The following is a 20,824-nucleotide window of genomic DNA, read 5'->3' as shown; positions in this document are numbered from 1 at the left end:
ATAAATGATAATGAAAAACATTCTTGAAGTTCAAAATGTTATAAAAAAATACGGAGAAAAGGTCGCTTTAAATAACGTTTCTCTAAATATACCTCAAGGTAGTATTTTTGGATTATTAGGTCCAAACGGTGCTGGTAAAACATCACTTATCCGAATTATCAATCAGATTACTTTTCCTGATTCAGGAACTATATATTTAGATGGTGAAAAGTTAAGTCAACATCATGTTAAACATATTGGTTATATGCCCGAAGAACGCGGTTTATATAAAAGTATGAAAGTAGGTGAACAAGCACTTTATCTGGCTCAATTAAAAGGCTTATCAAAATCTGAAGCAGAAAAACAATTAAAATATTGGTTCGATAAATTAGAAATTTCTGATTGGTGGGGAAAAAAAATTCAAGAGTTATCAAAAGGAATGGCGCAAAAAATTCAATTTGTAGTAACGGTTTTGCATCAGCCTAAATTATTGATTTTTGATGAACCTTTTTCTGGATTTGACCCTGTAAATGCAAATATTATCAAAGATGAAATTCTAGAACTAAAGAAAAAAGGAAGTACCATTATTTTTTCGACACATCGTATGGAAAGTGTTGAAGAAATGTGCGATGAAATTGCTTTAATTCATAAATCTAATAAATTGATTGACGGCAAAGTTGTTGATGTTAAAAAGGATTTTAGAACAAATACCTATCAAGTTGGAATTCAAGCTAATGAATCAGAAAGGTTTAAATCTATTTTAGCTTCTCAATTTGATTTTGAAGAAACGAACTTTAAAAGTTTAAATAACGAGTTGCAATTAAACGTAAATTTGGGTTCTAAAACAGCAAATGATTTGATGGAAATCTTAATTCAAAATGGACAAATCACTCATTTTACAGAAAATATTCCGAGCATAAATGATATTTTTATTCAAACAGTAAGTTCAAAATAATGGGAGTTTTATCATTAATTATAAAAAGAGAATTTATTTCGAAAGTTCGTAATAAATCATTCATAATAATGACATTTGTTAGTCCATTATTATTTGTTGCTTTTGCTGTTTTAGTTGGATATTTAAGCACTTTACGTTCAGAAACTAAACATATCGGAATTCATGATGAATCTGGTATTTTCTTTCAAGAATTTAAATCAAACGATTTATTTAAATACACCGATGTTTCTTTAATTGACGAAAAAGTTTTAAAAGACAGCGTTTCATTAAAAGCTTATGAAGGAATTTTATTTATTCCTAAAGTTGATGATTTAAAAGATTACGAAAAAGCAATTCAATACGTTTCTGACGAAAGTCCAAGTATGCAATTTGTTTCTGATTTAGAGAAAACTATGGCAAAAAAAATCACTCGATTAAATTTGACCAATAGCGGAATTGATACATTAAAAATTGACGAAGCGCAAGCAGATATTTCGGTTCATTTGGTAAAAGCTTCGGGCGAAGAAACGGTTAAAGGTTTAAATGAAATTAAAATTGCCATTGGTGCTATTTTCGGATATTTGATTATGATGTTCATCATCATTTACGGAAACATGGTCATGCGTAGCGTTATCGAAGAAAAAACAAACCGAATCATCGAAATTATTATTTCTTCGGTTAAACCGATTTACTTGATGATGGGTAAAATTATCGGAACCACTTTAGCTGGAATTTTACAATTCTCAATTTGGGCTATCGTTGGCGGAATTCTTATGTTAATTGCAAACACAGTTTTTGGATTAAATACCTCGTCACCTTCAATGGATATGGTTGCACAACTAAGTCCAGATGTAGTTTCAACGATTCAATTGTATCTAAAAGAAATTGCTATGTTGCCAATTGGTAGTTTAATATTTTTCTTTTTGATTTATTTTATCGGAGGATATTTTCTATACAGTTCACTTTACGCAGCCATTGGCGCAGCGGTGGATAACGAAACAGATACGCAACAATTTTTATTTCCGATAATTGCACCATTGATGTTAGCTGTTTATATCGGTTTTTTTACAGTTATGAATGAGCCACACGGAACCGTTGCAACTGTTTTTTCTATGATTCCATTAACATCGCCAATTGTAATGTTAATGCGTATTCCTTTTGGAGTTCCGATAGAACAAATAATTATTTCAATTGTTTTATTATTTGCTACCTTTATAGGAATTGTTTGGTTTGCTGCAAAGATTTATCGTGTTGGAATTTTAATGCACGGTAAAAAACCAACTTGGAAAGAATTACTTAAATGGATAAAATATTAGATTTATGTCTAAAATATTAATAATTGAAGATGAAGCTGCAATTCGCAGAGTATTATCAAAAATTTTATCAGAAGAAAACGAACAATATCAAGTGTTTGAAGCTGAAGATGGATTTCAAGGTTTAGAAAAAATTAAATCAGAAGATTTTGATTTGGTTATTTGCGACATCAAAATGCCTAAAATGGATGGCGAAGAAGTTTTGCAAGAAGCAAAGAAAATCAAACCCGAAATTCCGTTTGTAATGATTTCTGGGCATGGAGATTTAGAAACTGCCGTAAATACAATGCGTTTGGGAGCTTTTGATTATATTTCAAAACCACCGGATTTAAATCGTTTATTAAATACGGTTCGAAATGCCTTAGATAAAAAAACATTGGTAGTTGAAAACACACGATTAAAAAAGAAAGTGAGCAAAAATTATCAAATGATAGGCGAGAGCGAAGCTATAATTCAAATCAAAGAAATGATTGATAAAGTTGCGCAAACCGATGCTCGTGTTTTAATTACTGGTCCAAACGGAACAGGTAAAGAATTAGTCGCTCATAATTTGCATGAAAAAAGTCCACGTGCCGATTTTTCTTTGATTGAGGTTAACTGCGCAGCAATTCCTTCAGAACTTATCGAAAGTGAATTATTTGGACATGTAAAAGGTGCTTTTACTTCTGCAGTTAAAGACCGCGCAGGAAAATTTGAGGCAGCAAACAAGGGAACTATTTTCTTAGATGAAATTGGAGATATGAGTTTACCTGCTCAAGCTAAGGTTTTGCGTGCTTTACAAGAAAATGTAATTACGCGTGTTGGAGCAGATAAAGATATTAAAGTCGATGTTCGTGTGATTGCTGCAACGAATAAAGATTTGCGTAAAGAAATTGAAGAAGGTCGTTTCCGTGAAGATTTATACCATCGATTGGCAGTAATTTTAATCAAAGTTCCTGGGTTAAACGATCGCAGATCGGATATTCCCATGTTGATTGAGCATTTTACCAATAAAATTGCTGAAGAAAACGGAACTGCTCCTAAATTGTTTTCTAAAGAAGCTATTGAATTACTTCAAGAATACGATTGGACAGGAAATATCCGTGAATTAAGAAACGTAGTTGAAAGATTAATAATATTAGGCGGAAAAGAAATTTCTAAAGCCGATGTTCAAATGTTTGCATCTAAATAAAATGAAATTAAAAAAAATAAACGAAGATTTAAAAGAAGGTTTAATTAATGCTGGATTAACCGAACCAACCAAAATACTGAAAGAATCTTTTGGAACGATTAAAAGCGGAAACGATGTAGTTATTCTTTGCGACGACGCAAGTGAACGTGAAGATATTATTGTGATAAATACTATACAGCGTTTAGAAAAGGAATTTATGCAATCTCCAAGAGCATTGATTGTTGTTAAAGATAAACCTGAAGTTTTACGAATGTTAGAAAAATTTGAAACTTATGGTAAATACACAACTTTACGTTTTTTTGGTGTTCACGAGAAAACAAATTTAGATGAAGATAAAAACAATATTTCTGTTGGTATAGATGTTTTGATTGGTACGCCAGAACGATTGAATTTGATGTTCGGTTCTGCTGGATTCGATGTAAATCAATTAAAAATGTTTGTGATTGATACGCTTGACGATTTATTACGCGTACGTCTTGAGCCAAAATTATATCGTTTATCTGAAAGTATTGGAAAAACACAACGTGTGTATTTAGCAAATGATGATTATGAAAAATTAGATCCATTTGTAGATAAAACGATGATGGACTCGTACTGGTTTTCAAACGAAGAAGATGAAGACGAATACCTTGACTAATTAGATTTATTTTCTAAAGAATAGTTTGTTTTAGCGTGTTTTTTTACAAAGAAATACATATTGATTTAAAATAAATAGCTAATAATTTTTTTGTTTATTTATTTTTTATATATTTCCGAAAAATATGTGATGAAAGTAAAATTAGAATTAGAATTTTCAATCAATTCTTCTCCTCAATTGTTGTATCAATACATTTCAAGTCCTTCTGGATTATCAGAATGGTTTGCAGATAATGTGAATTCAAGAGGTGAGTTTTTTGATTTTGAATGGGACGAAACAATCGAAAAAGCCAAGTTATCTAACAAGAAAACAGATGAAAAAATTAAGTTCAGATGGTTAGACGATAATGGTAGTGAAACCGAATACTATTTTGAATTAAAAATTGTAAAAGATGAACTAACTAAAGATGTTATTTTAGTTATAACAGATTTTGCAGAAGAAGACGATATTGATGGTCATTCATTGCTTTGGGAAAAGCAAATTTCAGATTTAAAAAAGGTTTTAGGGTCTGCATAAATAAATATAATACTATATTTGCTCTGTATTTTTTACAGAGTTTTTTTATGATAAATTTTAACGGAGATTTGGTTCAAAATTCGAATCAAAGTATTGAAAATAATAGAGGTTTTTTATTTGGTGACGCTGTTTTCGAAACTTTAAAAGTTTTAGATAATAAAATATTATTTTTAGAAGATCATTATTTTAGATTAATGGCTTCAATGCGTGTTCTTAGAATGGAAATTCCAATGAATTTTACAATGGAATACATGGAAGAACAAATAATGAAAACTATTTCTAATTTCGATAAAAATGCAATTTCTTATCGTGTTCGAATTACATTTTTTAGAGATTCTGAAGGATTGTATTTACCACTTAATAATAATTTGACAAAATTTTTAATTCAAGTTTCTCCATTAGAAAACGGAACTTATATTAATGATATAAAAGATTATGAAATTGAAATTTACAAAGATTTTTATGTAACCAAGCAATTGTTGTCTTCATTAAAAACGACTAATAAATTAATAAACGTTACGGCTTCAATTTTCGCAAATGAAAATCAATACCAAAATTGTTTATTAATCAACAACGAAAAAAATATTGTCGAAGCTATAAATTCTAATATTTTTATAATAAACGGGAAAACAATCAAAACGCCACCGATTTCAGATGGTTGTGTAAATGGAATTATCAGAAAACAAATCATAGAATTGATTTCAAAATCTGAAGAATTTGAATTAGAAGAAGTTTCTGTTTCACCTTTTGAACTGCAAAAAGCAGATGAAATATTTTTAACTAATATAATTTCAGGAATACAATCTGTTTCTAAATATAAAAAGAAAGAATACACTAACGAAATAGCAAATAAATTATTAGTAAAATTAAATGCGAAAATTAGATTAGCTTAATTTAAAACTGGATCTTCAGGCGCATTACACCAAATAATTTGGTTATTTCCAAAAGTCATCATAAGTTCTTTCCATAAATTGGAAGGAACTTTTTTTAATATATTACTTGCAAAAATATTATTTTTGATTAGCCATGAATTAGTTGCGATTTCGTTGTCCAATTGTTCAAAGTCCCAACCCGTATAACCTAAAAAGAAACGAATATCTGATTTTTTTAAAAGTTTATTATTTATAGATTCAATAATTTTATTGAAATCTCCTCCCCAAAAAATTCCATCAGCGATTTCAATACTGTTTGGTATAAGTTCGGGCTTATTATGTATAAAGTATAAGTTTTCAGGTTCAACAGGTCCACCATAGTAAATACTGAAATTGCAATCTGTGTTAAGAATGACATCTTTTAGTTTAATGTTTAATTTTTTGTTTAAAATAAAGCCTAAACTTCCATTCGAGTTATATTCTGACAATAAAATGACAGCTCGATTAAAATTCAAATCATTCAAAATATTTGCATCAGCAATTACAAGGTTACCGATTTTTATTTTGCTAATATTCATAACTATTTTTTTATACTAAAAATAATAAAAAAATGCTTTGTTTTTTCTATTAAAAAAAAACCACCCGAAATCGGATGGTTATTTTTTAATGTCTAAAAAGATTTATTTTTTCTTCTTAGCAGGTGCAGTATTAACTGAAGCTTCTAAATCTGCGCCAGCTTTGAATTTTACTACATTTTTTGCAGCAATTGCAATTGCTTTTCCTGTTTGAGGGTTTCTTCCTTCTCTTGCTTCTCTTTTAGATACTGACCAAGATCCAAATCCTACTAATGCAACTTTATCTCCTTTTTTCAAAGTTTCAGATACGTTTTTTAAGAATGTCTCTAATGCGCTTTTAGCTGCTACTTTTGTGATACCTGCATCTGCTGCAATTGCATCAATTAAATCAGTTTTGTTCATATAATCTTTTTTTTTATTGGTTAAATAAATAATTAACTATTACAAATTTAAAAGTTATATGTTATTATGCAAGTTTTTATCTAAAAAAAATGAAAATATTTTACTTTTTTATGTTTTATTTAAAAGGAGGAAGTGCTTTTCTACTTTTTTAATTGCAAAATGCTGCAGTTGTGAAACTAATACCGTTTAATAAATCTTTAATGTTCATTTTCTTTTTTCCAGGAAATTGTAAACTGATAACGTCAATGAAACCGTCGGTTGTAGCGATTTTTAAGTTCTTTTTGTCACTAATAATTGTACCAGGTTTTAAATGATGTTTTTCTAAAATTACTTCAGTATCATAGATTTTTACATTCCATTCTTTGCCTTCGTCATTGAAAAATGTCCAAGCTGTTGGATATGGATGTAAACCTCTAATATGGTTAAAAATAAGCTCAGATTCTTGATTCCAATTGATTTTGCAATTGTCTTTATTCAGTTTATAAGCTGTTTTTTCTTCTTTTTCAGGTTGAATTTCTGTTACAACGTTTTTTTCTTCAATCAATTTTAAAGTTTCGATAACTGCTTCGCAACCTAAATGCATCAATTTGTCATGTAATTCACCAGCAGTTTCTTTTGATAAAATGTCTGTTTCTTTTTTCAAAATGATTGCTCCAGTGTCAATTTTTTCATCGATAAAAAATGTAGAAACTCCAGTTTTTGTTTCTCCATTGATAATTGCCCAATTAATAGGTGCCGCTCCTCGATAATCTGGTAGAAGCGAAGCATGTAAATTAAATGTTCCTAGAGTTGGCATTTTCCAAACAACTTCTGGTAACATTCTAAAAGCAACAACTACTTGCAGGTTGGCTTTTAGTGCTTTTAGTTCTTCTAAAAAAACTTCAGATTTTAAATTTGTTGGTTGTAATAAATGTAAATTGTTTGCCAAAGCATATTCTTTAACCGCAGAAACAGAAAGTTTTTGTCCTCGTCCGGCTGGTTTATCTGGTGCAGTAATTACTCCAACTATTTCGTAATTATTTTTATAAATGGCATCTAAGATTCCAACTGCAAAATCAGGAGTGCCCATAAAAACGATTCGTAATTTTTCCATTTATTTTAATTTATATTTGATGTTGTTATATGTTATTTTTTCCTCGTCAATTAATTCATTTAAAATTTCTATTAATAAATCAGATGTTAATTTCGTGTGATTTTGAATTTCTAATGAATCTATTTCGTTGTCTTTTAAAAGGTCTAAAATTTTTATTTTGAAATTTTCTTTTGAAAAAAAGACTTGCTTTTCTTTTCTTTTTGATGTGCAAACCGAACAAATTTTGCAATCTTCAGCTAATGATTCATCAAAATATTCTAAGATTAATCTGCTTTTACAAATATCTTGATTTTCGATATAGTCAACCATAGCATCGAATTGCTGAAGTTTGATTTTGTTTTGTTGTTTCAGATGTTTTATCGCACGATTTATCGTTATTTCATCTTCGCGAATTTCATTTAAAACAATTGTCGTGTCATTGTCTAAATTTGAAAAAGTACAAAGTCCCTTGTTTTGCCAAGAATTTATGATTTCAATAATTTTTAATTCTGGGATATTAATTTTTTTAGAAATCGCTCTTAAATCAATATTGGTTTCAATTTCGTTTGTTCCTCTGTAATTATGAATAATATGAATAAAAAGTTTTTCTTCAAAAGGATTCAAATGCATGTAATTCAAGATTTCATCATTTGAAACAACAAAATGAATGTAAGTTTTGTATGAAAAATTCTGAGATAAGGTAATGATTCCTTGTCTATCCAAAAATAAAAAAGCCTGATAGGTTTTGTTTACAGGAAGTTTAAATTTTTCGCAAAAGGTTTTCAAATTGAAATCAATGATTTGTTCAAAACCTTCGCCATATGCAATTTGATTATAATTAACGAATTTTTTATAAACAAGAACTAAAAAATCTTTGTCAATAATTCCATCATAAAATTGCAATTTATATTTTTCAATATTTGATTGACTTATTAGAACAGTTGCGAATGCTTTCTCACCATTTCTACCAGCTCTACCGGCTTCTTGATAATAACTTTCAATATTTTCAGGAATTTGTAAATGAATGACGTTTTTTACATTTCCTTTGTCAATTCCCATTCCAAAAGCATTCGTAGAAACCATTACTTGAACTTCTTCATCAAGCCATTTTTCTAATTTTTGTTTTTTTTCTTTTGAATTTAATCCACCATGAAAATAATCTGCTTTAATTCCAAAGTTTTTTAAAATGTTAGAAATTTCAACGGTCATGCGTCTATTTCGAACATAAACGATTGCTGTGTCAGGCTGTTTGATTAGAATACGATGCAACAAAGATTCTGAATTATCTGAGATATAAACTCCGTAAGCTATTTCTTTGCGCTTGAAACTTTTTTTGAAAATTTGAGGATTATTTAAACGTAAATTTTCAATAATATCTGTTTTGACTCTTTCATTTGCAGAAGCTGTTAAAGCAATAAAAGGTGTTTTAGGAAAATAATCTTTTAAATTACCTATTTCTAGGTAAGAGGGACGAAAGTCATGTCCCCATTGTGAAACACAATGCGCTTCGTCTATCGCAATTAAATCTACAGGAAGGTTGGTAATCCGTTCAAAAATCCAATCCTGTTTTAAGCGTTCTGGTGAAAGGTAAAGAAATTTAAAATTTCCGAATTGGCAATTATCTAAAATGTTTGAAATTTCTTCGGTTGATAAACTTCCAGCAAGAGATGTTGCTTTAATTCCACGTTGTTTTAGATTGTTTACTTGATCATCCATTAAAGCGATTAATGGTGAAACCACTAAGCAAATTCCTTCAAAAAGTAAAGCTGGAATTTGGAAACAAATACTTTTTCCACCGCCTGTTGGTAAAAGTGCAAAAGTATCTTTCTTATCTAAAACGGATTTGATAATTGCTTCTTGTGGAGATCTGAAAGAATCATAATCCCAATATTTTTTTAATAAATGTTGTGCTTCAAACAAGATGTAGCTATTAAAGTTTACTAAAATTAGTAAAAATTAGATCGAATTACAACTGACCTAGAATATATTCTATTCTTGTATCTAAATCTGCTTTCGGAACTTCATTTAAAGTGTATCCATAGCTTTCATAGGTTTCGATTAAATGATCGTGGATAAGTTGCGCTTGACCAAAATTTTCATAACGTTCATTATCACTTATGAAAATATCTTCCCAAGGTGGTAAAATAAAAATTTTTGTATAAATATGAGTTTTGCAAGCTTCGTGAAATTCAGAAGGATATGAATCTCCAATGTAATGCATGTAAGCTAGAACATCCGGAATTCCTCTGTCAATGAATACAATATCGGAAGTTTCATTTAATGCATTATTAAATTGTTTTATTCTACCTTCAAGAAGTAATTCACTAAATAAAAGAGGTTCTTTTAAAAATAATTGATCAATTCCTTTTTTCTTAGCTTCTAGAGTTACTTCTCTTGAAATTTCAGGATAACAAATATAACCGCGTTCTGATAACCCATCGATGATGGTAGTTTTACCCGAACCTGGTCCGCCGATAAGTAATATAATTTGTTTGCTCACTTTTTAAAATAAAAATGCAAAGTTAAAACAATTATATTGTTTGCGAAAAATGTTTTAACTTTAGATTTCAATTAAATTATAAATTCCTGCGTATATTTGTAATTATAATATATAAGTCATATGGATCAGAAGACAGAAGAGTTTTATGTAAGACTAAAACAAGAACTAGAAAACACTACAGAAAATTGGCCTTTAGAATATTTATATAAATTTATTGTTCCAGCTACTGAAGAGAATGTCAAATTTATTGATAATACTTTTAATGCTTTAGGGGCAGTGATTACAACAAATCAATCTAAAACCGGAAAATACACAAGTGTTTCTGTTAATGTTGTAATGCCAAATGCTGATTTAATTATTGAAAAATATAAAGAAGTTTCTTCTATTGAAGGAATTATATCTTTATAAACCTCATTTTTTTATGAAATTTAATCCAAAAGAAGCCATTCAAGAATTGGAATATAATGCAAGTCGACCTGATTTAATATTACCAGAATACGGTCGTCATTTGCATAAATTAATTGATCAAATTACTAAAATTGAAGATAAAGAAACTCGTAATAAAGCAGCAAATTATGTCATTGATATTATGGGAAGTATGAACCCGCACTTACGTGATGTTCCTGATTTTCAACATAAGCTTTGGGATCAATTGTTTAAAATGTCTAAATTCAAATTAGATGTTGATTCTCCATATCCAACTCCAAATGAAGATTCAATTTCAATAAAACCTGCTGAATTATCATATCCGCAAAATTTTCCTAAATATCGTTTTTATGGAAATAACATAACTTATATGATCAATAAAGCATTGAGCTGGGAACCTGGTGAAATGCGAGATGCATTGATTATTGTTATTGCAAATCACATGAAGAAAAGCTATTTGAGTTGGAATAAAGAAACGGTTGCTGATGAGGTTATTTTTGATCATTTATACGATCTTTCTAACGGAGCAATTGATTTAGCAAAATCTACTGAAAATTTATCAAATTCTTCAGATTTAATTCGTGTAAATAAAAAACAAACGAACAAAAGTAATTTTAGTTCAAATAATAAAAACCACTCGCATAACAATAATAATAACGGAAAACAAAAACGTTTTGTTAAGCCAAACAACGGTCAGAATAACAATAATCAAAATACAAGAAAAGGATAATCGTTAAATGGGTACATTTAAAATAGAAGGAGGAATTCCTTTACAAGGAGAGGTTCAACCACAAGGAGCCAAAAATGAAGCATTACAAGTTTTATGTGCTGTTTTATTGACATCAGAAAAAGTTACAATATCAAATATTCCAGACATTATCGATGTTAATAAATTGATTACTTTATTAGGTAATTTAGGCGTTAAAATTGAAAAGTTAGATAGAAATACTTATACTTTTCAAGCAGATAACGTCGATTTAGATTATTTAAAATCTGATGCTTTTAGAGAAGAAGGTAAATCTTTGAGAGGCTCAATCATGATTGTAGGACCTTTATTGGCACGTTTTGGACAAGGATATATTCCGAAGCCTGGAGGTGATAAAATTGGACGTAGAAGATTAGATACACATTTTGATGGTTTTATAAACTTAGGTGCTACTTTTAGATATAACCGAGAAGAATATTTCTATGGCGTTGAAGCTCCAAATGGTTTAAAAGGTGCTTACATGTTACTTGATGAAGCTTCAGTTACCGGAACGGCAAATATTTTAATGGCTGCCGTTTTAGCAGAAGGAACTACAACAATTTATAATGCAGCTTGTGAACCTTACATTCAACAATTGTGTGATATGCTAGTTGCTATGGGAGCTAATATTTCAGGAATTGGTTCCAATTTATTAGTGATTAATGGAGTTAAAGAATTACATGGCTGTGCTCATCGAATTCTTCCAGATATGATTGAAATTGGTTCTTGGATTGGATTGGCAGCAATGACTAGAAGTGAAATTACCATTAAAAATGTTTCTTGGAATTCTTTAGGAATTATTCCAACAGCTTTTGGAAAATTAGGAATTACTATCGAAAAGAAAAATGATGATATTTACATTCCTGCTCATACAAACGGATATGAGATTCAAAATTATATCGATGGTTCTATTTTGACCATGGCAGATGCTCCTTGGCCTGGATTAACTCCAGATCTTTTAAGTATTATTTTAGTTGTAGCAACTCAAGCAAGGGGAGAAGTTTTAATTCATCAAAAAATGTTTGAAAGTCGTTTGTTCTTCGTTGATAAATTAATTGACATGGGAGCAAAAATCATATTATGTGATCCTCACAGAGCTGTCATTATTGGACATGATTTTAAATCACAATTAAAAGCTACCAAGATGACTTCACCAGATATTCGTGCCGGAATTTCTTTATTAATAGCAGCACTTTCTGCAAAAGGAACGAGTATTATTCAAAATATAGATCAAATTGATCGTGGTTATGAAGATATTGATATTCGTTTAAAAGCTTTAGGAGCTAAAATTGAACGAGTTAATTAAAAAAGAGAAGCATTTTTTTATGCTTCTCTTTTTTTATGCTTCATTTTTCTTTAATTCGTCATAATTTCGTTTAAGTTTTCGTAAAAAGAATCCATAGATTAATTTATATACAAACCAAAAGATTACAGTCATAATCGCAATTATAAAAAACATGATGCCGTAAATAATTACAAATTGTATTGTAGAAACATGATGTTGACTAAAACCTTGATTGTAAACTTGATTTTGAATAACCACCCAACTTACTGAAACGCACATCACAAAAAAAGTAATTACATTAAAAAGCATGTAATGGCGAACAACTTTTCTGGTTTGCATGATATTTTCTGTTAGTTTAGTTGTATTGTCTTCAACAGAAATCTTTTTATACATTGTGTAAAATTTATAAATAAAATAAATTATCACAATATATAGTGCATAAGAAAACTTATCAATAAAACTTAAAAATGCGTTTTTATCAATTAAATCTGCAGTGCTTTTATCATCAGAATTGATAAAAAAGGATAAAATAATTCCTAGTAATAATTCAATAATACTTATTATAAAAATCCATTTTACAACAGATGAAGATTTTTTATGTATGATTTTACCAATTTCATCTTTTGAAATTTTAGGTAAATCCGTTTCTTTTTTCCAGTGTTTTTTAAGTAAATCTAACTCGTCCATATGCATTCTAAGGATTTACAATTTTTTTTAATTTTGTTTTGATTCTATTCATTTTAACTCGGGCGTTCACTTCGCTTATACCTAAAGTTTCGGCGATTTCGGTATAATCTTTATCTTCCAAATACATGTAAACCAAAGCTTTCTCGATGTCGTTTAATTGCTTTACTGCTTCATATAACAGTTTAACTTGTTCTTCTTCTTCATCATTATATTCTTCGTATTTTATCCGATGAATGCTTAATTCTATATCATTTGTATCAATAGTTCTTGTGCTTTTTCGATAAAGAGAAATTGCTGTATTTAATGCAACCCGATATGCCCATGTAGAAAATTTTGATTCACCACGAAAATTAGGAAAAGCTTTCCATAATTGTATGGAAATTTCTTGAAATAAATCTTTATGAGAATCAGCATCAGAAGTATATAACCTACATATTTTGTGGATTATATTCTGATTTTTTTCTAAAAGACCGACAAATTCGCTTTCTAATTTTGGATTCATGAAGTATAAGTAGACTAAAATTTATTTATGTTACATTTTTTTTTTAAAATTTTAAGAAAATTGTAAAAGCTTGTTAAGATTGGAAAAATACATTTTTTATACTAATATATTCGTAATTTTGCAAAGTACAAAAAAGATCAAAATATTATGATGAATATTCCAGATTCTAGTAATCCTAGAGTCGTAATAATCGGAGGTGGTTTCGGAGGACTTTCTATCGCTAAACAGCTTAAAAATAGAAATTTCCAAGTCGTATTGTTAGATAAACACAATTATCACAACTTTCAACCTTTAATGTATCAGGTTGCAACTGGTGGATTAGAAGCTGGAACAATTGCTTACCCAATTCGTAAAGTGGTTCAAGAACACAAAGAGACTTTTTTCCGTATGGCAAATGTGGAAAGAGTTGATACGGTTGGTAAAAAAGTAATTTCAGATATCGGAACTATTTATTATGATTATTTAGTAATCGCAACTGGTTCAACAAATAATTATTTTGGTAATAAAGAAATCGAAAAGAACAGTATGGTTATGAAAACCATTCCTGAAGCTTTGGATATTCGTAGTTTAATATTAGAAAATTTTGAATTAGCTTTACAAACCAACGACGAAAAAGAACGCAGATCTTTAATGAATTTCGTTATCGTTGGAGCAGGACCTACAGGTGTTGAACTTGCTGGTGCTTTAGCAGAGATGAAAAAAGCGGTTCTTCCTAAAGATTATCCAGATTTAGATTTATCTATGATGGAAATCAACTTAGTTCAAGGTGCTAATCGTGTGTTAGATGCCATGAGCGAAAAATCATCTAAAGCAGCTGCTAAATTCCTTAAAAACTTAGGAGTTTCTATTCATTTAGATGTTCGTGTAACCAATTATGATGGAAACGTTGTTACAACTGCAGGTGATTTAGAATTTCATTCACAAGCTGTAATTTGGTCTGCTGGAGTTAAAGGTGCCGCAGTAGATGGTGTTAGTGAAGCTGTTGATAGAGCTTCACGTATTCGTGTAAATGATTTCAATCAAGTTGAAGGATTTGAAGACGTATTCGCAATCGGTGACGTTGCTGCGATGTACGGTGAAAAATACAAATTTGGTCACCCGATGATGGCACAACCAGCTATTCAACAAGGTGAATTATTAGCCGAAAATTTAGAACGTTTAGCTAAAAAACAGTCATTAAAGAAATTTGTATACAACGATAAAGGTTCGATGGCAACAATTGGTAGAAACAAAGCTGTTGTTGATTTACCTAAATTCCATTTTAACGGTGTTTTTGCTTGGTTCGTTTGGATGTTTATTCACCTAATATCATTAATCGGTTTCAAAAACAGAATGTTAGTTTTCTGGAGCTGGGTTTATAATTATTTCGTATTCGATAGAGAATCTCGTATTATTGTACGTCCGTATCGTAAGAAAAAAGGAATCGAAAACGGAAATTAATTCGATAATGGATATTTTTTATTGTAGTTAATCAGTAAATCTACGAATCTGTTGTACGAACGTATTCCGTCTTTCTGATTATTCATTTTTAAAAAATTACCATATACATTTTTTAAAATATTTGAAGAGAAGTTTTTGTTTTCTTGCCAAAATTTTTCGCTATCCAAGATATTTTCTTGAATTCCGAAATTTAATTGGTTGTAGAAATGCAAAAATTTCTCTTCATCGTTTATACGGACTTCCTTCAAACAATATTTCAAAGCATATAAATTTGCGGCATATCTATAATTTATTTCATCTTGACTATTCATGGTTAAGAAACCAAAAAAATTAGCTTCGCTTTCTGTTGCAATTCCTTTTTGATGCGCAATTTCATGTGCAACAGTAACAGGCATTCCAATAACCGGAATTTCATAATTTACCTGAGCTTCGTGCGTGAATGGATTTAAATAACCGCTAAAACCTCCGCCTGTTAAAAATGGAGCAAATAATGATTTTTTTACATCGCTGTGTATAACATAAGCCATTTCAAACTGACTTTGCAATTCTTTATAACCATTCCTAGCAGCTAAATTAAATGCCTTTAAATCTTTTTTAAACGCAACTTTTGCTGAATCGTTCTGTGTTATTTCGATTTGTAAATTATTTGTAGTTTCGATTAATTGTTGCGTAAAATCGTACAATTCTTCTAATTCGTAATTGTTCGCAATTCCTAATTTTGTATGAACAGGAACTCGAAAATTATTCAATCCCCAAAAAATCTGAAAAAAAAGTAAAAATTGGAAAGTAGTTTTTAACACATAAACGGTTAGCTTTTTTAAAACAAGTTCTTTTTTTCTAATAATCTGAACGATTTTTATAATAATCGCAACAACTACAATTATATAAAGCACGTCTCCAATAGAAACCTTTGTCCATTTGGTAAAATAGGTTAATATAGTTTGTAGTGCTAAGTAGAAATTTGAGCTGTAATATTTTTCAATCGTATAAGGGAAAAACTTTAAAAAGTACAAAAACAATTGAAGTAATACAATCGCAAAAACATAACCAACTATTTTTTTCATTTTAAGATATATTAACGTTTTTTATTTAGAACAAATAAAAATAATTATTTATATTTGTTCCAAATAAATTTAATAAAAAATGGGTAAGTGTAAATCTGCTTGCAATGTAGTTTATTTCTGCGACGGAAAAAAATGTTGTCGATATAATGATGATGCAAAATCTTGTTTTAAATCGTTGATTTCAGAATCAGGATTAGAAGAAAAAGTGGTTTTTCAGAAAATGAAATGTCAAGGTTTATGCAAAAAAGCACCTATTTTTTATATCGAATCTGAAAAAGAATTTAAAAAAGAAGTAACCGAAAAGAAAGCTAGAAAGATATTCGAAAAATATATCGTAGCATAGTTTTATAATTAATTATTGTTTTATTTTGTACACAAACGTTCGTATTATTTATGAACGTTTTTTTATTTTATATACAGTTTAATATTTAAAAAATGAATACAAATGTTTGAATTTGAGCAAGCAATTAGAAATCAATTGGGAATTATAGAATCAGATGATTTAAAAAACATTAGTTCATTGTTTCATTTAAAGAAATTTAATAAAGAAGAATTTTTATTAAAAACTGGAATAAGATGTGATGAATTGTTTTTCATTAAATCAGGTTTGTTGCGTGTGTTTGTTTATTCTGAAAAGAGAGAAATTACGCAATGGATTGCAACTCCAGGATATTTTGTTACAGATTTAACTAGCTTTATTAATGAAACTCCTGCTCGATGGAATTTTCAAACATTAACGAATCTTGAAATTTTATCAATAAATAAAGAAAATTACAATCAAGTTTCGCAAGTAATTCCTAAGTGGAATGAACTTGAAAAAAGATTTTTAGTAAATTGTTTTACAACACTCGAAGATAGAATTTTTAGTCATCTTTCAATGTCTGCAGAAGAAAGGTACCATTTCTTTTTTGCTCAAAATAAAGAATTGTTTAATTTAGTTCCATTACAATATCTTGCTTCGATGCTTGGAATGACTCCTGAAACTTTTAGTAGAATAAGAAAAAAACTCGGTTCTTAATTTCTTGATAAATGTCAAGAGCCAACATTTTTACTTTTTAGATATTTGTTATAAATAAATTATAAGTCTTATGAAACAAATTAAAACTGAAGTAATAATTAATTGTAATATCGAAAAAGTATGGCATATTTTAATGAATTTTAATGAATATCCGAAATGGAATTCGTTTATAAAACACATACAAAGAAGTGAGAACAATAAATTAGAAGTTAGAACAATAAATTAGAAGTTAGAATTCAGCCTCCAAATAAAAAAATGATGCTTTTTAGTCCATCAATTATAGATGAAATTCCAAATAAAAAATTTTCATGGAAAGGTAAGTTTTTATTTTCAGGACTTTTCGATGGTGAACATTTTTTTGAATTAATATCTAATAATGACGGAAGTACTACTTTTGTACATTCTGAAAAATTTACTGGAATTTTATTGCCTTTTATAGATTTATCAGCAACCGAAAAAGGTTTTGTTTTAATGAATAATGAATTAAAAACATTAGCCGAAAATTAATTTTTTATTTATAGAAAAAAACTATGCAAATCAATTCCATTTTAGATGCGATATATAAGTTACCGCAATCGTCTAAAAATAAGCTTTTAAATGAAATAGAAGAGATTCATTTTCCAAAAGGACATTTGCTTTTAAAAGCGAATCGAATCGAAAATGATATTTATTTCATAAAAAAAGGAATGGTTCGAGCGTTTACTCAAAATCCTGAAAACGATGTTACTTTTTGGTTTGGCTCCGAAGGTTTTGTTGTGATTTCGATGCGAAGCTATGTATCTGACTTACCGGGATATGAAGATATTGAACTTTTAGAAGATGGAGAATTTTATAAATTAAATTCAAATAAATTGCGAAATTTTTTTGACGAAGATATTCATATCGCAAATTGGGGAAGAAAGTTTGCCGAACAAGAATTAATCTTTACCGAAGAACGTTTAATTTTTCATCAATTTAAATCGGCTAAAGAACGTTATCACGAACTTTTAAAAAAGAATCCAAATTTGATTCAACGCGTTCAGTTGGGCTATATTGCTTCGTATTTAGGAATTACTCAGGTTAGTTTAAGTAGAATCAGAGCCGAAAAAGAATAATATTTTTTATCATTTGTTAAATTATTAGATGCTTTTTAGTCAGAAATTTGCTAAAAATATTTAACAATGAATTGGATTATTTTAATCATCGCAGGATTATTTGAAGTAGCTTTTGCCTTTTGCTTAGGAAAAGCTAAAGAATCAACAGGAAACGAAATGTATTTTTGGTACTCAGGTTTCTTAGTTGCATTATTTGTAAGTATGACACTTTTAATCAAAGCAACACAAACTTTACCTCTCGGAACAGCTTACGCAATTTGGACCGGAATCGGCGCTGTGGGAACCGTTTTAGTTGGAATTCTCGTTTTTAAAGAACCTGCTAGTTTTTTACGTATATTTTTTATTACCACTTTGATTGCTTCAATTGTTGGATTAAAATACGTATCGAGTTAATTTTCTGAATTGTCCCAATTTTACAATTTTTTGATAGGTTAACGTTTAATATTTGTAAAAATAATTTTAAACCTATAACCAATGAAAAAGTTTCTTACAACCTTAATTTTTTTAGCACTAATTGCCACAACATCAATTTTTGTTTCTTGTTCTTCTGACGATAATAACAATTCAGTACAAATTCAACAAGACCCACTTTTGGGAAGGTGGATTGCTGAAAAAGTAGCTGTAAAGGTTACTGTAGACGGAAATGTTATGCAAGATGAAACGGGTGATATTACAAATGAATTAGATTTATATTTTGAATTTAAAGAAGGTAATGTTGTCACCCTGTACCAGAAACAATTTTCAACAGGTCAAGTAAATGAAGGAACAGGAACTTATACTATTTCTGGTTCAACAATGACCATAAATATTTCTGGCGAACCACAAAATTTTACTTATGCTCTTGAAAATGGAGAATTGACATTAAAGCTTAATGAAAAAGGTGAAATTGAAGGACAAAATTATATTGTTGAAATTACTTATTTTTTATACAAATAACAGATTATAAAAAACAAAAACTCCGATTATTAAATCGGAGTTTTTGTATTATTTCGAAATATCATTCCAAATTACTTCGTTTGGAGTAGGTGCAACGAATGACATTTTTTCTTTAGTTACCGGATGCTCTAAAGTTAGTTTTCTGGCATGAAGATGAATGCCACCATCTGGATTACTTCGATCAAAACCATATTTCAGATCGCCTTTAATCGGACATCCAATAGCAGCAAGTTGACTTCTGATTTGGTGATGACGACCGGTATGTAAATCGATTTCTAAAGCGGCATAGTTTTTAAGTTTACAAAAAAGAGTGTAAGTTAAACTTGATTTTTTACTGTCTTTAATCTCTTTTGTATGCGCTTTTGATGTGTTGTTTTTTGGATTTCTAACCAAATAATGTACTAAAGTTTCGGTTATTTTTGGCGGGTTTCCTTTAATAACTGCCCAATACGTTTTTTGAGTTTCTCTGTTCTTGAAAGCTTCGTTTAAACGCGTTAATGCTTTAGATGTTTTAGCAAACAATACCAATCCAGAAGTTGGTCTGTCTAAGCGATGAACAACGCCTAAATAAACAGCTCCTGGTTTGTTGTATTTTACTTTTATATATTCTTTTACAATATCACTTAAAGGTTTATCACCAGTTTGATCACCTTGAACGATATCGCCCACGCGTTTGTTTACCACAATAATGTGATTGTCTTCGTAAATAACTTGTAAATTATCTTTACTTGAAAGTATTTTCATTAGTTAATTTCTATAAAAAAACCATCACGAATGATGGTTTTTAATTTATGCAAAAATACAATTAATATTGTTCTTTTTCGTTAGGGAAGTCTTTAGATTTTACATCTTCTACATATTGACCTATCGCTTTTGACATGTCTTCATATAAATTCATATATCTTCTTAAGAATTTTGGACTAAATTCATGAGTCATTCCAATCATATCATGAACAACAAGAACTTGACCGTCAACACCAGAACCAGCTCCAATTCCAATAATCGGTATCGAAACAGCTTCGGCAACTTGCGTAGCTAATTTTGCAGGGATTTTTTCTAAAACAATTGCAAAACATCCAATTTTTTCTAACATTTTGGCATCTTCAATTAATTTAGCAGCTTCTGCATCTTCTTTAGCACGAACGGTATAAGTTCCGAATTTATAAATAGATTGTGGCGTTAATCCTAAATGTCCCATAACCGGAACACCAGCTCCTAATATCTTTTTTATTCCGTCTTTAATTTCTTTTCCACCTTCTAATTTTAAAGCATGTGCGCCGCTTTCTTTCATCACACGAATAGCAGACTCTAATGCTTTTTTAGAATCTGACTGATAGGTTCCGAAAGGTAAATCAACGACAACTAAGGCGCGTTCAACACCGCGAACAACACAAGATGCATGATAAATCATTTGGTCTAAAGTGATTGGTAAAGTGGTTTCGTGACCAGCCATTACGTTACTTGCTGAATCTCCAACTAAAATTACGTCAACTCCGGCAGAATCAACAATTTTAGCCATAGTATAATCGTAAGCAGTTAGCATAGAGATTTTCTCTCCGTTTGCTTTCATATCAATAAGTGACTTGGTTGTCACTATTTTGTAATCCTTTTTTGCAACAGACATTTTATCTTTAAATTTAAAAACGAATGGCTAAG

General features: G+C 29.5%; 27 protein-coding genes. 17 read left to right on the top strand and 10 right to left on the bottom strand.

Annotated elements, in window-relative coordinates; genetic code table 11:
* The first annotated feature begins 10 nt into the window (after positions 1 to 10).
* The 6 genes from HW119_RS01465 (at position 11) to HW119_RS01440 (ending at position 5,443) form a co-directional block, all read left to right on the top strand.
* Positions 11 to 934: an ABC transporter ATP-binding protein gene (locus HW119_RS01465; protein ID WP_177760942.1), complete on the top strand. Its 924-nt coding sequence runs from the start codon at positions 11 to 13 to the stop codon at positions 932 to 934.
* Positions 934 to 2,229 carry an ABC transporter permease gene (locus HW119_RS01460; RefSeq protein ID WP_177760941.1) on the top strand — a complete coding sequence of 432 codons (1,296 nt, stop codon included), beginning with the start codon at positions 934 to 936 and terminating at the stop codon, positions 2,227 to 2,229. The genes HW119_RS01465 and HW119_RS01460 overlap by 1 nt, the downstream gene beginning before the upstream one ends.
* A 4-nt stretch (positions 2,230 to 2,233) precedes the next feature.
* Positions 2,234 to 3,397 (top strand): sigma-54-dependent transcriptional regulator, encoded by a 1,164-nt coding sequence (locus HW119_RS01455; protein WP_177760940.1) that lies wholly within the window; start codon positions 2,234 to 2,236, stop codon positions 3,395 to 3,397.
* A gap of 1 nt (position 3,398) precedes the next feature.
* On the top strand, positions 3,399 to 4,034 hold the full coding sequence (locus tag HW119_RS01450; protein WP_177760939.1) for a DEAD/DEAH box helicase: 636 nt from the start codon (positions 3,399 to 3,401) through the stop codon (positions 4,032 to 4,034).
* Between the two features lie 129 nt (positions 4,035 to 4,163).
* Positions 4,164 to 4,550 (top strand): START-like domain-containing protein, encoded by a 387-nt coding sequence (locus tag HW119_RS01445; protein ID WP_177760938.1) that lies wholly within the window; start codon positions 4,164 to 4,166, stop codon positions 4,548 to 4,550.
* A gap of 47 nt (positions 4,551 to 4,597) precedes the next feature.
* On the top strand, positions 4,598 to 5,443 hold the full coding sequence (locus HW119_RS01440; RefSeq protein WP_177760937.1) for an aminotransferase class IV: 846 nt from the start codon (positions 4,598 to 4,600) through the stop codon (positions 5,441 to 5,443).
* Here HW119_RS01440 and HW119_RS01435 read toward each other — a convergent pair.
* The 5 genes from HW119_RS01435 to HW119_RS01415 all read right to left on the bottom strand — a co-directional run bounded on the left by HW119_RS01435 (position 5,440) and on the right by HW119_RS01415 (position 9,971).
* Positions 5,440 to 6,000 carry a YqgE/AlgH family protein gene (locus HW119_RS01435; protein WP_177760936.1) on the bottom strand — a complete coding sequence of 187 codons (561 nt, stop codon included), beginning with the start codon at positions 5,998 to 6,000 and terminating at the stop codon, positions 5,440 to 5,442. The two genes, HW119_RS01440 and HW119_RS01435, sit on opposite strands and share 4 nt — an antisense overlap.
* A gap of 102 nt (positions 6,001 to 6,102) precedes the next feature.
* On the bottom strand, positions 6,103 to 6,429 hold the full coding sequence (locus HW119_RS01430; protein ID WP_255498087.1) for an HU family DNA-binding protein: 327 nt from the start codon (positions 6,427 to 6,429) through the stop codon (positions 6,103 to 6,105).
* A gap of 118 nt (positions 6,430 to 6,547) precedes the next feature.
* Positions 6,548 to 7,492 carry a methionyl-tRNA formyltransferase gene (gene fmt, locus HW119_RS01425; RefSeq protein ID WP_177760934.1) on the bottom strand — a complete coding sequence of 315 codons (945 nt, stop codon included), beginning with the start codon at positions 7,490 to 7,492 and terminating at the stop codon, positions 6,548 to 6,550.
* Positions 7,493 to 9,391: an ATP-dependent DNA helicase RecQ gene (locus HW119_RS01420; RefSeq protein ID WP_177760933.1), complete on the bottom strand. Its 1,899-nt coding sequence runs from the start codon at positions 9,389 to 9,391 to the stop codon at positions 7,493 to 7,495. It abuts the gene before it with no gap.
* Between the two features lie 46 nt (positions 9,392 to 9,437).
* Positions 9,438 to 9,971 carry an AAA family ATPase gene (locus HW119_RS01415; RefSeq protein ID WP_177760932.1) on the bottom strand — a complete coding sequence of 178 codons (534 nt, stop codon included), beginning with the start codon at positions 9,969 to 9,971 and terminating at the stop codon, positions 9,438 to 9,440.
* A 120-nt stretch (positions 9,972 to 10,091) separates the two neighbouring features.
* On the opposite strand from HW119_RS01415, the gene HW119_RS01410 reads away from it, so the two are divergent.
* From HW119_RS01410 to murA, 3 genes are read left to right on the top strand one after another with little or no spacing between them, the layout of a single operon-like run.
* Positions 10,092 to 10,379, top strand: coding sequence for a DUF493 family protein (locus tag HW119_RS01410; protein ID WP_177760931.1), 288 nt, complete (start codon positions 10,092 to 10,094; stop codon positions 10,377 to 10,379).
* 13 nt (positions 10,380 to 10,392) lie between these two features.
* Positions 10,393 to 11,127, top strand: a complete 735-nt coding sequence (locus HW119_RS01405; RefSeq protein ID WP_177760930.1) for a DUF4290 domain-containing protein — start codon at positions 10,393 to 10,395, stop codon at positions 11,125 to 11,127.
* Positions 11,128 to 11,134: 7 nt separating this feature from the next.
* Positions 11,135 to 12,448 (top strand): UDP-N-acetylglucosamine 1-carboxyvinyltransferase, encoded by a 1,314-nt coding sequence (gene murA / locus HW119_RS01400; protein WP_177760929.1) that lies wholly within the window; start codon positions 11,135 to 11,137, stop codon positions 12,446 to 12,448.
* Between the two features lie 33 nt (positions 12,449 to 12,481).
* Here murA and HW119_RS01395 read toward each other — a convergent pair whose 3' ends face one another.
* A complete protein-coding gene (locus HW119_RS01395) occupies positions 12,482 to 13,114 on the bottom strand; it encodes a hypothetical protein (protein WP_177760928.1) in 633 nt (210 codons plus the stop codon).
* A 7-nt stretch (positions 13,115 to 13,121) separates the two neighbouring features.
* Entirely contained in the window at positions 13,122 to 13,616 is a 495-nt protein-coding gene (locus HW119_RS01390; RefSeq protein ID WP_177760927.1) for an RNA polymerase sigma factor, read from the bottom strand.
* A 147-nt stretch (positions 13,617 to 13,763) separates the two neighbouring features.
* Here HW119_RS01390 and HW119_RS01385 point away from each other — a divergent pair, with 147 nt between their 5' ends.
* Positions 13,764 to 15,056 (top strand): NAD(P)/FAD-dependent oxidoreductase, encoded by a 1,293-nt coding sequence (locus HW119_RS01385; RefSeq protein ID WP_177760926.1) that lies wholly within the window; start codon positions 13,764 to 13,766, stop codon positions 15,054 to 15,056.
* Here the strand turns inward: HW119_RS01385 and HW119_RS01380 are convergent.
* On the bottom strand, positions 15,053 to 16,120 hold the full coding sequence (locus HW119_RS01380) for a DUF3810 domain-containing protein (protein WP_177760925.1): 1,068 nt from the start codon (positions 16,118 to 16,120) through the stop codon (positions 15,053 to 15,055). The genes HW119_RS01385 and HW119_RS01380 overlap by 4 nt on opposite strands.
* A gap of 79 nt (positions 16,121 to 16,199) precedes the next feature.
* Here HW119_RS01380 and HW119_RS01375 point away from each other — a divergent pair, with 79 nt between their 5' ends.
* The 7 genes from HW119_RS01375 to HW119_RS01350 all read left to right on the top strand — a co-directional run bounded on the left by HW119_RS01375 (position 16,200) and on the right by HW119_RS01350 (position 19,168).
* Positions 16,200 to 16,463 carry a (2Fe-2S) ferredoxin domain-containing protein gene (locus HW119_RS01375; RefSeq protein WP_177760924.1) on the top strand — a complete coding sequence of 88 codons (264 nt, stop codon included), beginning with the start codon at positions 16,200 to 16,202 and terminating at the stop codon, positions 16,461 to 16,463.
* 102 nt (positions 16,464 to 16,565) lie between these two features.
* Positions 16,566 to 17,138 carry a Crp/Fnr family transcriptional regulator gene (locus tag HW119_RS01370; RefSeq protein ID WP_177760923.1) on the top strand — a complete coding sequence of 191 codons (573 nt, stop codon included), beginning with the start codon at positions 16,566 to 16,568 and terminating at the stop codon, positions 17,136 to 17,138.
* Positions 17,139 to 17,208: 70 nt separating this feature from the next.
* Positions 17,209 to 17,364 (top strand): SRPBCC family protein, encoded by a 156-nt coding sequence (locus HW119_RS16695; RefSeq protein ID WP_255497948.1) that lies wholly within the window; start codon positions 17,209 to 17,211, stop codon positions 17,362 to 17,364.
* Between the two features lie 29 nt (positions 17,365 to 17,393).
* Positions 17,394 to 17,645: an SRPBCC domain-containing protein gene (locus HW119_RS16690; protein WP_255497947.1), complete on the top strand. Its 252-nt coding sequence runs from the start codon at positions 17,394 to 17,396 to the stop codon at positions 17,643 to 17,645.
* 23 nt (positions 17,646 to 17,668) lie between these two features.
* Positions 17,669 to 18,232, top strand: a complete 564-nt coding sequence (locus HW119_RS01360) for a Crp/Fnr family transcriptional regulator (protein ID WP_177760922.1) — start codon at positions 17,669 to 17,671, stop codon at positions 18,230 to 18,232.
* Between the two features lie 66 nt (positions 18,233 to 18,298).
* Positions 18,299 to 18,625, top strand: coding sequence for a DMT family transporter (locus tag HW119_RS01355; RefSeq protein ID WP_177760921.1), 327 nt, complete (start codon positions 18,299 to 18,301; stop codon positions 18,623 to 18,625).
* An 81-nt stretch (positions 18,626 to 18,706) separates the two neighbouring features.
* On the top strand, positions 18,707 to 19,168 hold the full coding sequence (locus HW119_RS01350; protein WP_177760920.1) for a hypothetical protein: 462 nt from the start codon (positions 18,707 to 18,709) through the stop codon (positions 19,166 to 19,168).
* 48 nt (positions 19,169 to 19,216) lie between these two features.
* Here the strand turns inward: HW119_RS01350 and HW119_RS01345 are convergent, their stop codons facing one another.
* Together HW119_RS01345 and panB are read right to left on the bottom strand one after the other, a co-directional pair.
* The gene (locus HW119_RS01345; RefSeq protein WP_177760919.1) at positions 19,217 to 19,912 is read right to left on the bottom strand and encodes an RluA family pseudouridine synthase; all 696 of its coding nucleotides are present in this window, start codon (positions 19,910 to 19,912) and stop codon (positions 19,217 to 19,219) included.
* 61 nt (positions 19,913 to 19,973) lie between these two features.
* The gene (panB, locus tag HW119_RS01340) at positions 19,974 to 20,792 is read right to left on the bottom strand and encodes a 3-methyl-2-oxobutanoate hydroxymethyltransferase (protein ID WP_177760918.1); all 819 of its coding nucleotides are present in this window, start codon (positions 20,790 to 20,792) and stop codon (positions 19,974 to 19,976) included.
* Between the last annotated feature and the right edge of the window lie 32 nt (positions 20,793 to 20,824).

The organism is Flavobacterium sp. I3-2 (assembly GCF_013389595.1).
Taxonomy (GTDB): domain Bacteria; phylum Bacteroidota; class Bacteroidia; order Flavobacteriales; family Flavobacteriaceae; genus Flavobacterium.
Note: the sequence above shows the minus strand (reverse complement) of the source record. Positions and strands in the feature narration are given on the sequence as shown.

What these genes read in the sequence shown, in the direction of transcription:
- HW119_RS01465 (WP_177760942.1), top strand. Translation starts at nt 11, where the DNA reads ATGAAAAACATTCTTGAAGTTCAAAATGTTATAAAAAAATACGGAGAA.
- HW119_RS01460 (WP_177760941.1), top strand. Translation starts at nt 934, where the DNA reads ATGGGAGTTTTATCATTAATTATAAAAAGAGAATTTATTTCGAAAGTT.
- HW119_RS01455 (WP_177760940.1), top strand. Translation starts at nt 2,234, where the DNA reads ATGTCTAAAATATTAATAATTGAAGATGAAGCTGCAATTCGCAGAGTA.
- HW119_RS01450 (WP_177760939.1), top strand. Translation starts at nt 3,399, where the DNA reads ATGAAATTAAAAAAAATAAACGAAGATTTAAAAGAAGGTTTAATTAAT.
- HW119_RS01445 (WP_177760938.1), top strand. Translation starts at nt 4,164, where the DNA reads ATGAAAGTAAAATTAGAATTAGAATTTTCAATCAATTCTTCTCCTCAA.
- HW119_RS01440 (WP_177760937.1), top strand. Translation starts at nt 4,598, where the DNA reads ATGATAAATTTTAACGGAGATTTGGTTCAAAATTCGAATCAAAGTATT.
- HW119_RS01435 (WP_177760936.1), bottom strand. Translation starts at nt 6,000, where the DNA reads ATGAATATTAGCAAAATAAAAATCGGTAACCTTGTAATTGCTGATGCA.
- fmt (WP_177760934.1), bottom strand. Translation starts at nt 7,492, where the DNA reads ATGGAAAAATTACGAATCGTTTTTATGGGCACTCCTGATTTTGCAGTT.
- HW119_RS01410 (WP_177760931.1), top strand. Translation starts at nt 10,092, where the DNA reads ATGGATCAGAAGACAGAAGAGTTTTATGTAAGACTAAAACAAGAACTA.
- HW119_RS01405 (WP_177760930.1), top strand. Translation starts at nt 10,393, where the DNA reads ATGAAATTTAATCCAAAAGAAGCCATTCAAGAATTGGAATATAATGCA.
- murA (WP_177760929.1), top strand. Translation starts at nt 11,135, where the DNA reads ATGGGTACATTTAAAATAGAAGGAGGAATTCCTTTACAAGGAGAGGTT.
- HW119_RS01395 (WP_177760928.1), bottom strand. Translation starts at nt 13,114, where the DNA reads ATGGACGAGTTAGATTTACTTAAAAAACACTGGAAAAAAGAAACGGAT.
- HW119_RS01390 (WP_177760927.1), bottom strand. Translation starts at nt 13,616, where the DNA reads ATGAATCCAAAATTAGAAAGCGAATTTGTCGGTCTTTTAGAAAAAAAT.
- HW119_RS01385 (WP_177760926.1), top strand. Translation starts at nt 13,764, where the DNA reads ATGATGAATATTCCAGATTCTAGTAATCCTAGAGTCGTAATAATCGGA.
- HW119_RS01380 (WP_177760925.1), bottom strand. Translation starts at nt 16,120, where the DNA reads ATGAAAAAAATAGTTGGTTATGTTTTTGCGATTGTATTACTTCAATTG.
- HW119_RS01375 (WP_177760924.1), top strand. Translation starts at nt 16,200, where the DNA reads ATGGGTAAGTGTAAATCTGCTTGCAATGTAGTTTATTTCTGCGACGGA.
- HW119_RS01370 (WP_177760923.1), top strand. Translation starts at nt 16,566, where the DNA reads ATGTTTGAATTTGAGCAAGCAATTAGAAATCAATTGGGAATTATAGAA.
- HW119_RS16695 (WP_255497948.1), top strand. Translation starts at nt 17,209, where the DNA reads ATGAAACAAATTAAAACTGAAGTAATAATTAATTGTAATATCGAAAAA.
- HW119_RS16690 (WP_255497947.1), top strand. Translation starts at nt 17,394, where the DNA reads ATGATGCTTTTTAGTCCATCAATTATAGATGAAATTCCAAATAAAAAA.
- HW119_RS01360 (WP_177760922.1), top strand. Translation starts at nt 17,669, where the DNA reads ATGCAAATCAATTCCATTTTAGATGCGATATATAAGTTACCGCAATCG.
- HW119_RS01355 (WP_177760921.1), top strand. Translation starts at nt 18,299, where the DNA reads ATGAATTGGATTATTTTAATCATCGCAGGATTATTTGAAGTAGCTTTT.
- HW119_RS01350 (WP_177760920.1), top strand. Translation starts at nt 18,707, where the DNA reads ATGAAAAAGTTTCTTACAACCTTAATTTTTTTAGCACTAATTGCCACA.
- HW119_RS01345 (WP_177760919.1), bottom strand. Translation starts at nt 19,912, where the DNA reads ATGAAAATACTTTCAAGTAAAGATAATTTACAAGTTATTTACGAAGAC.
- panB (WP_177760918.1), bottom strand. Translation starts at nt 20,792, where the DNA reads ATGTCTGTTGCAAAAAAGGATTACAAAATAGTGACAACCAAGTCACTT.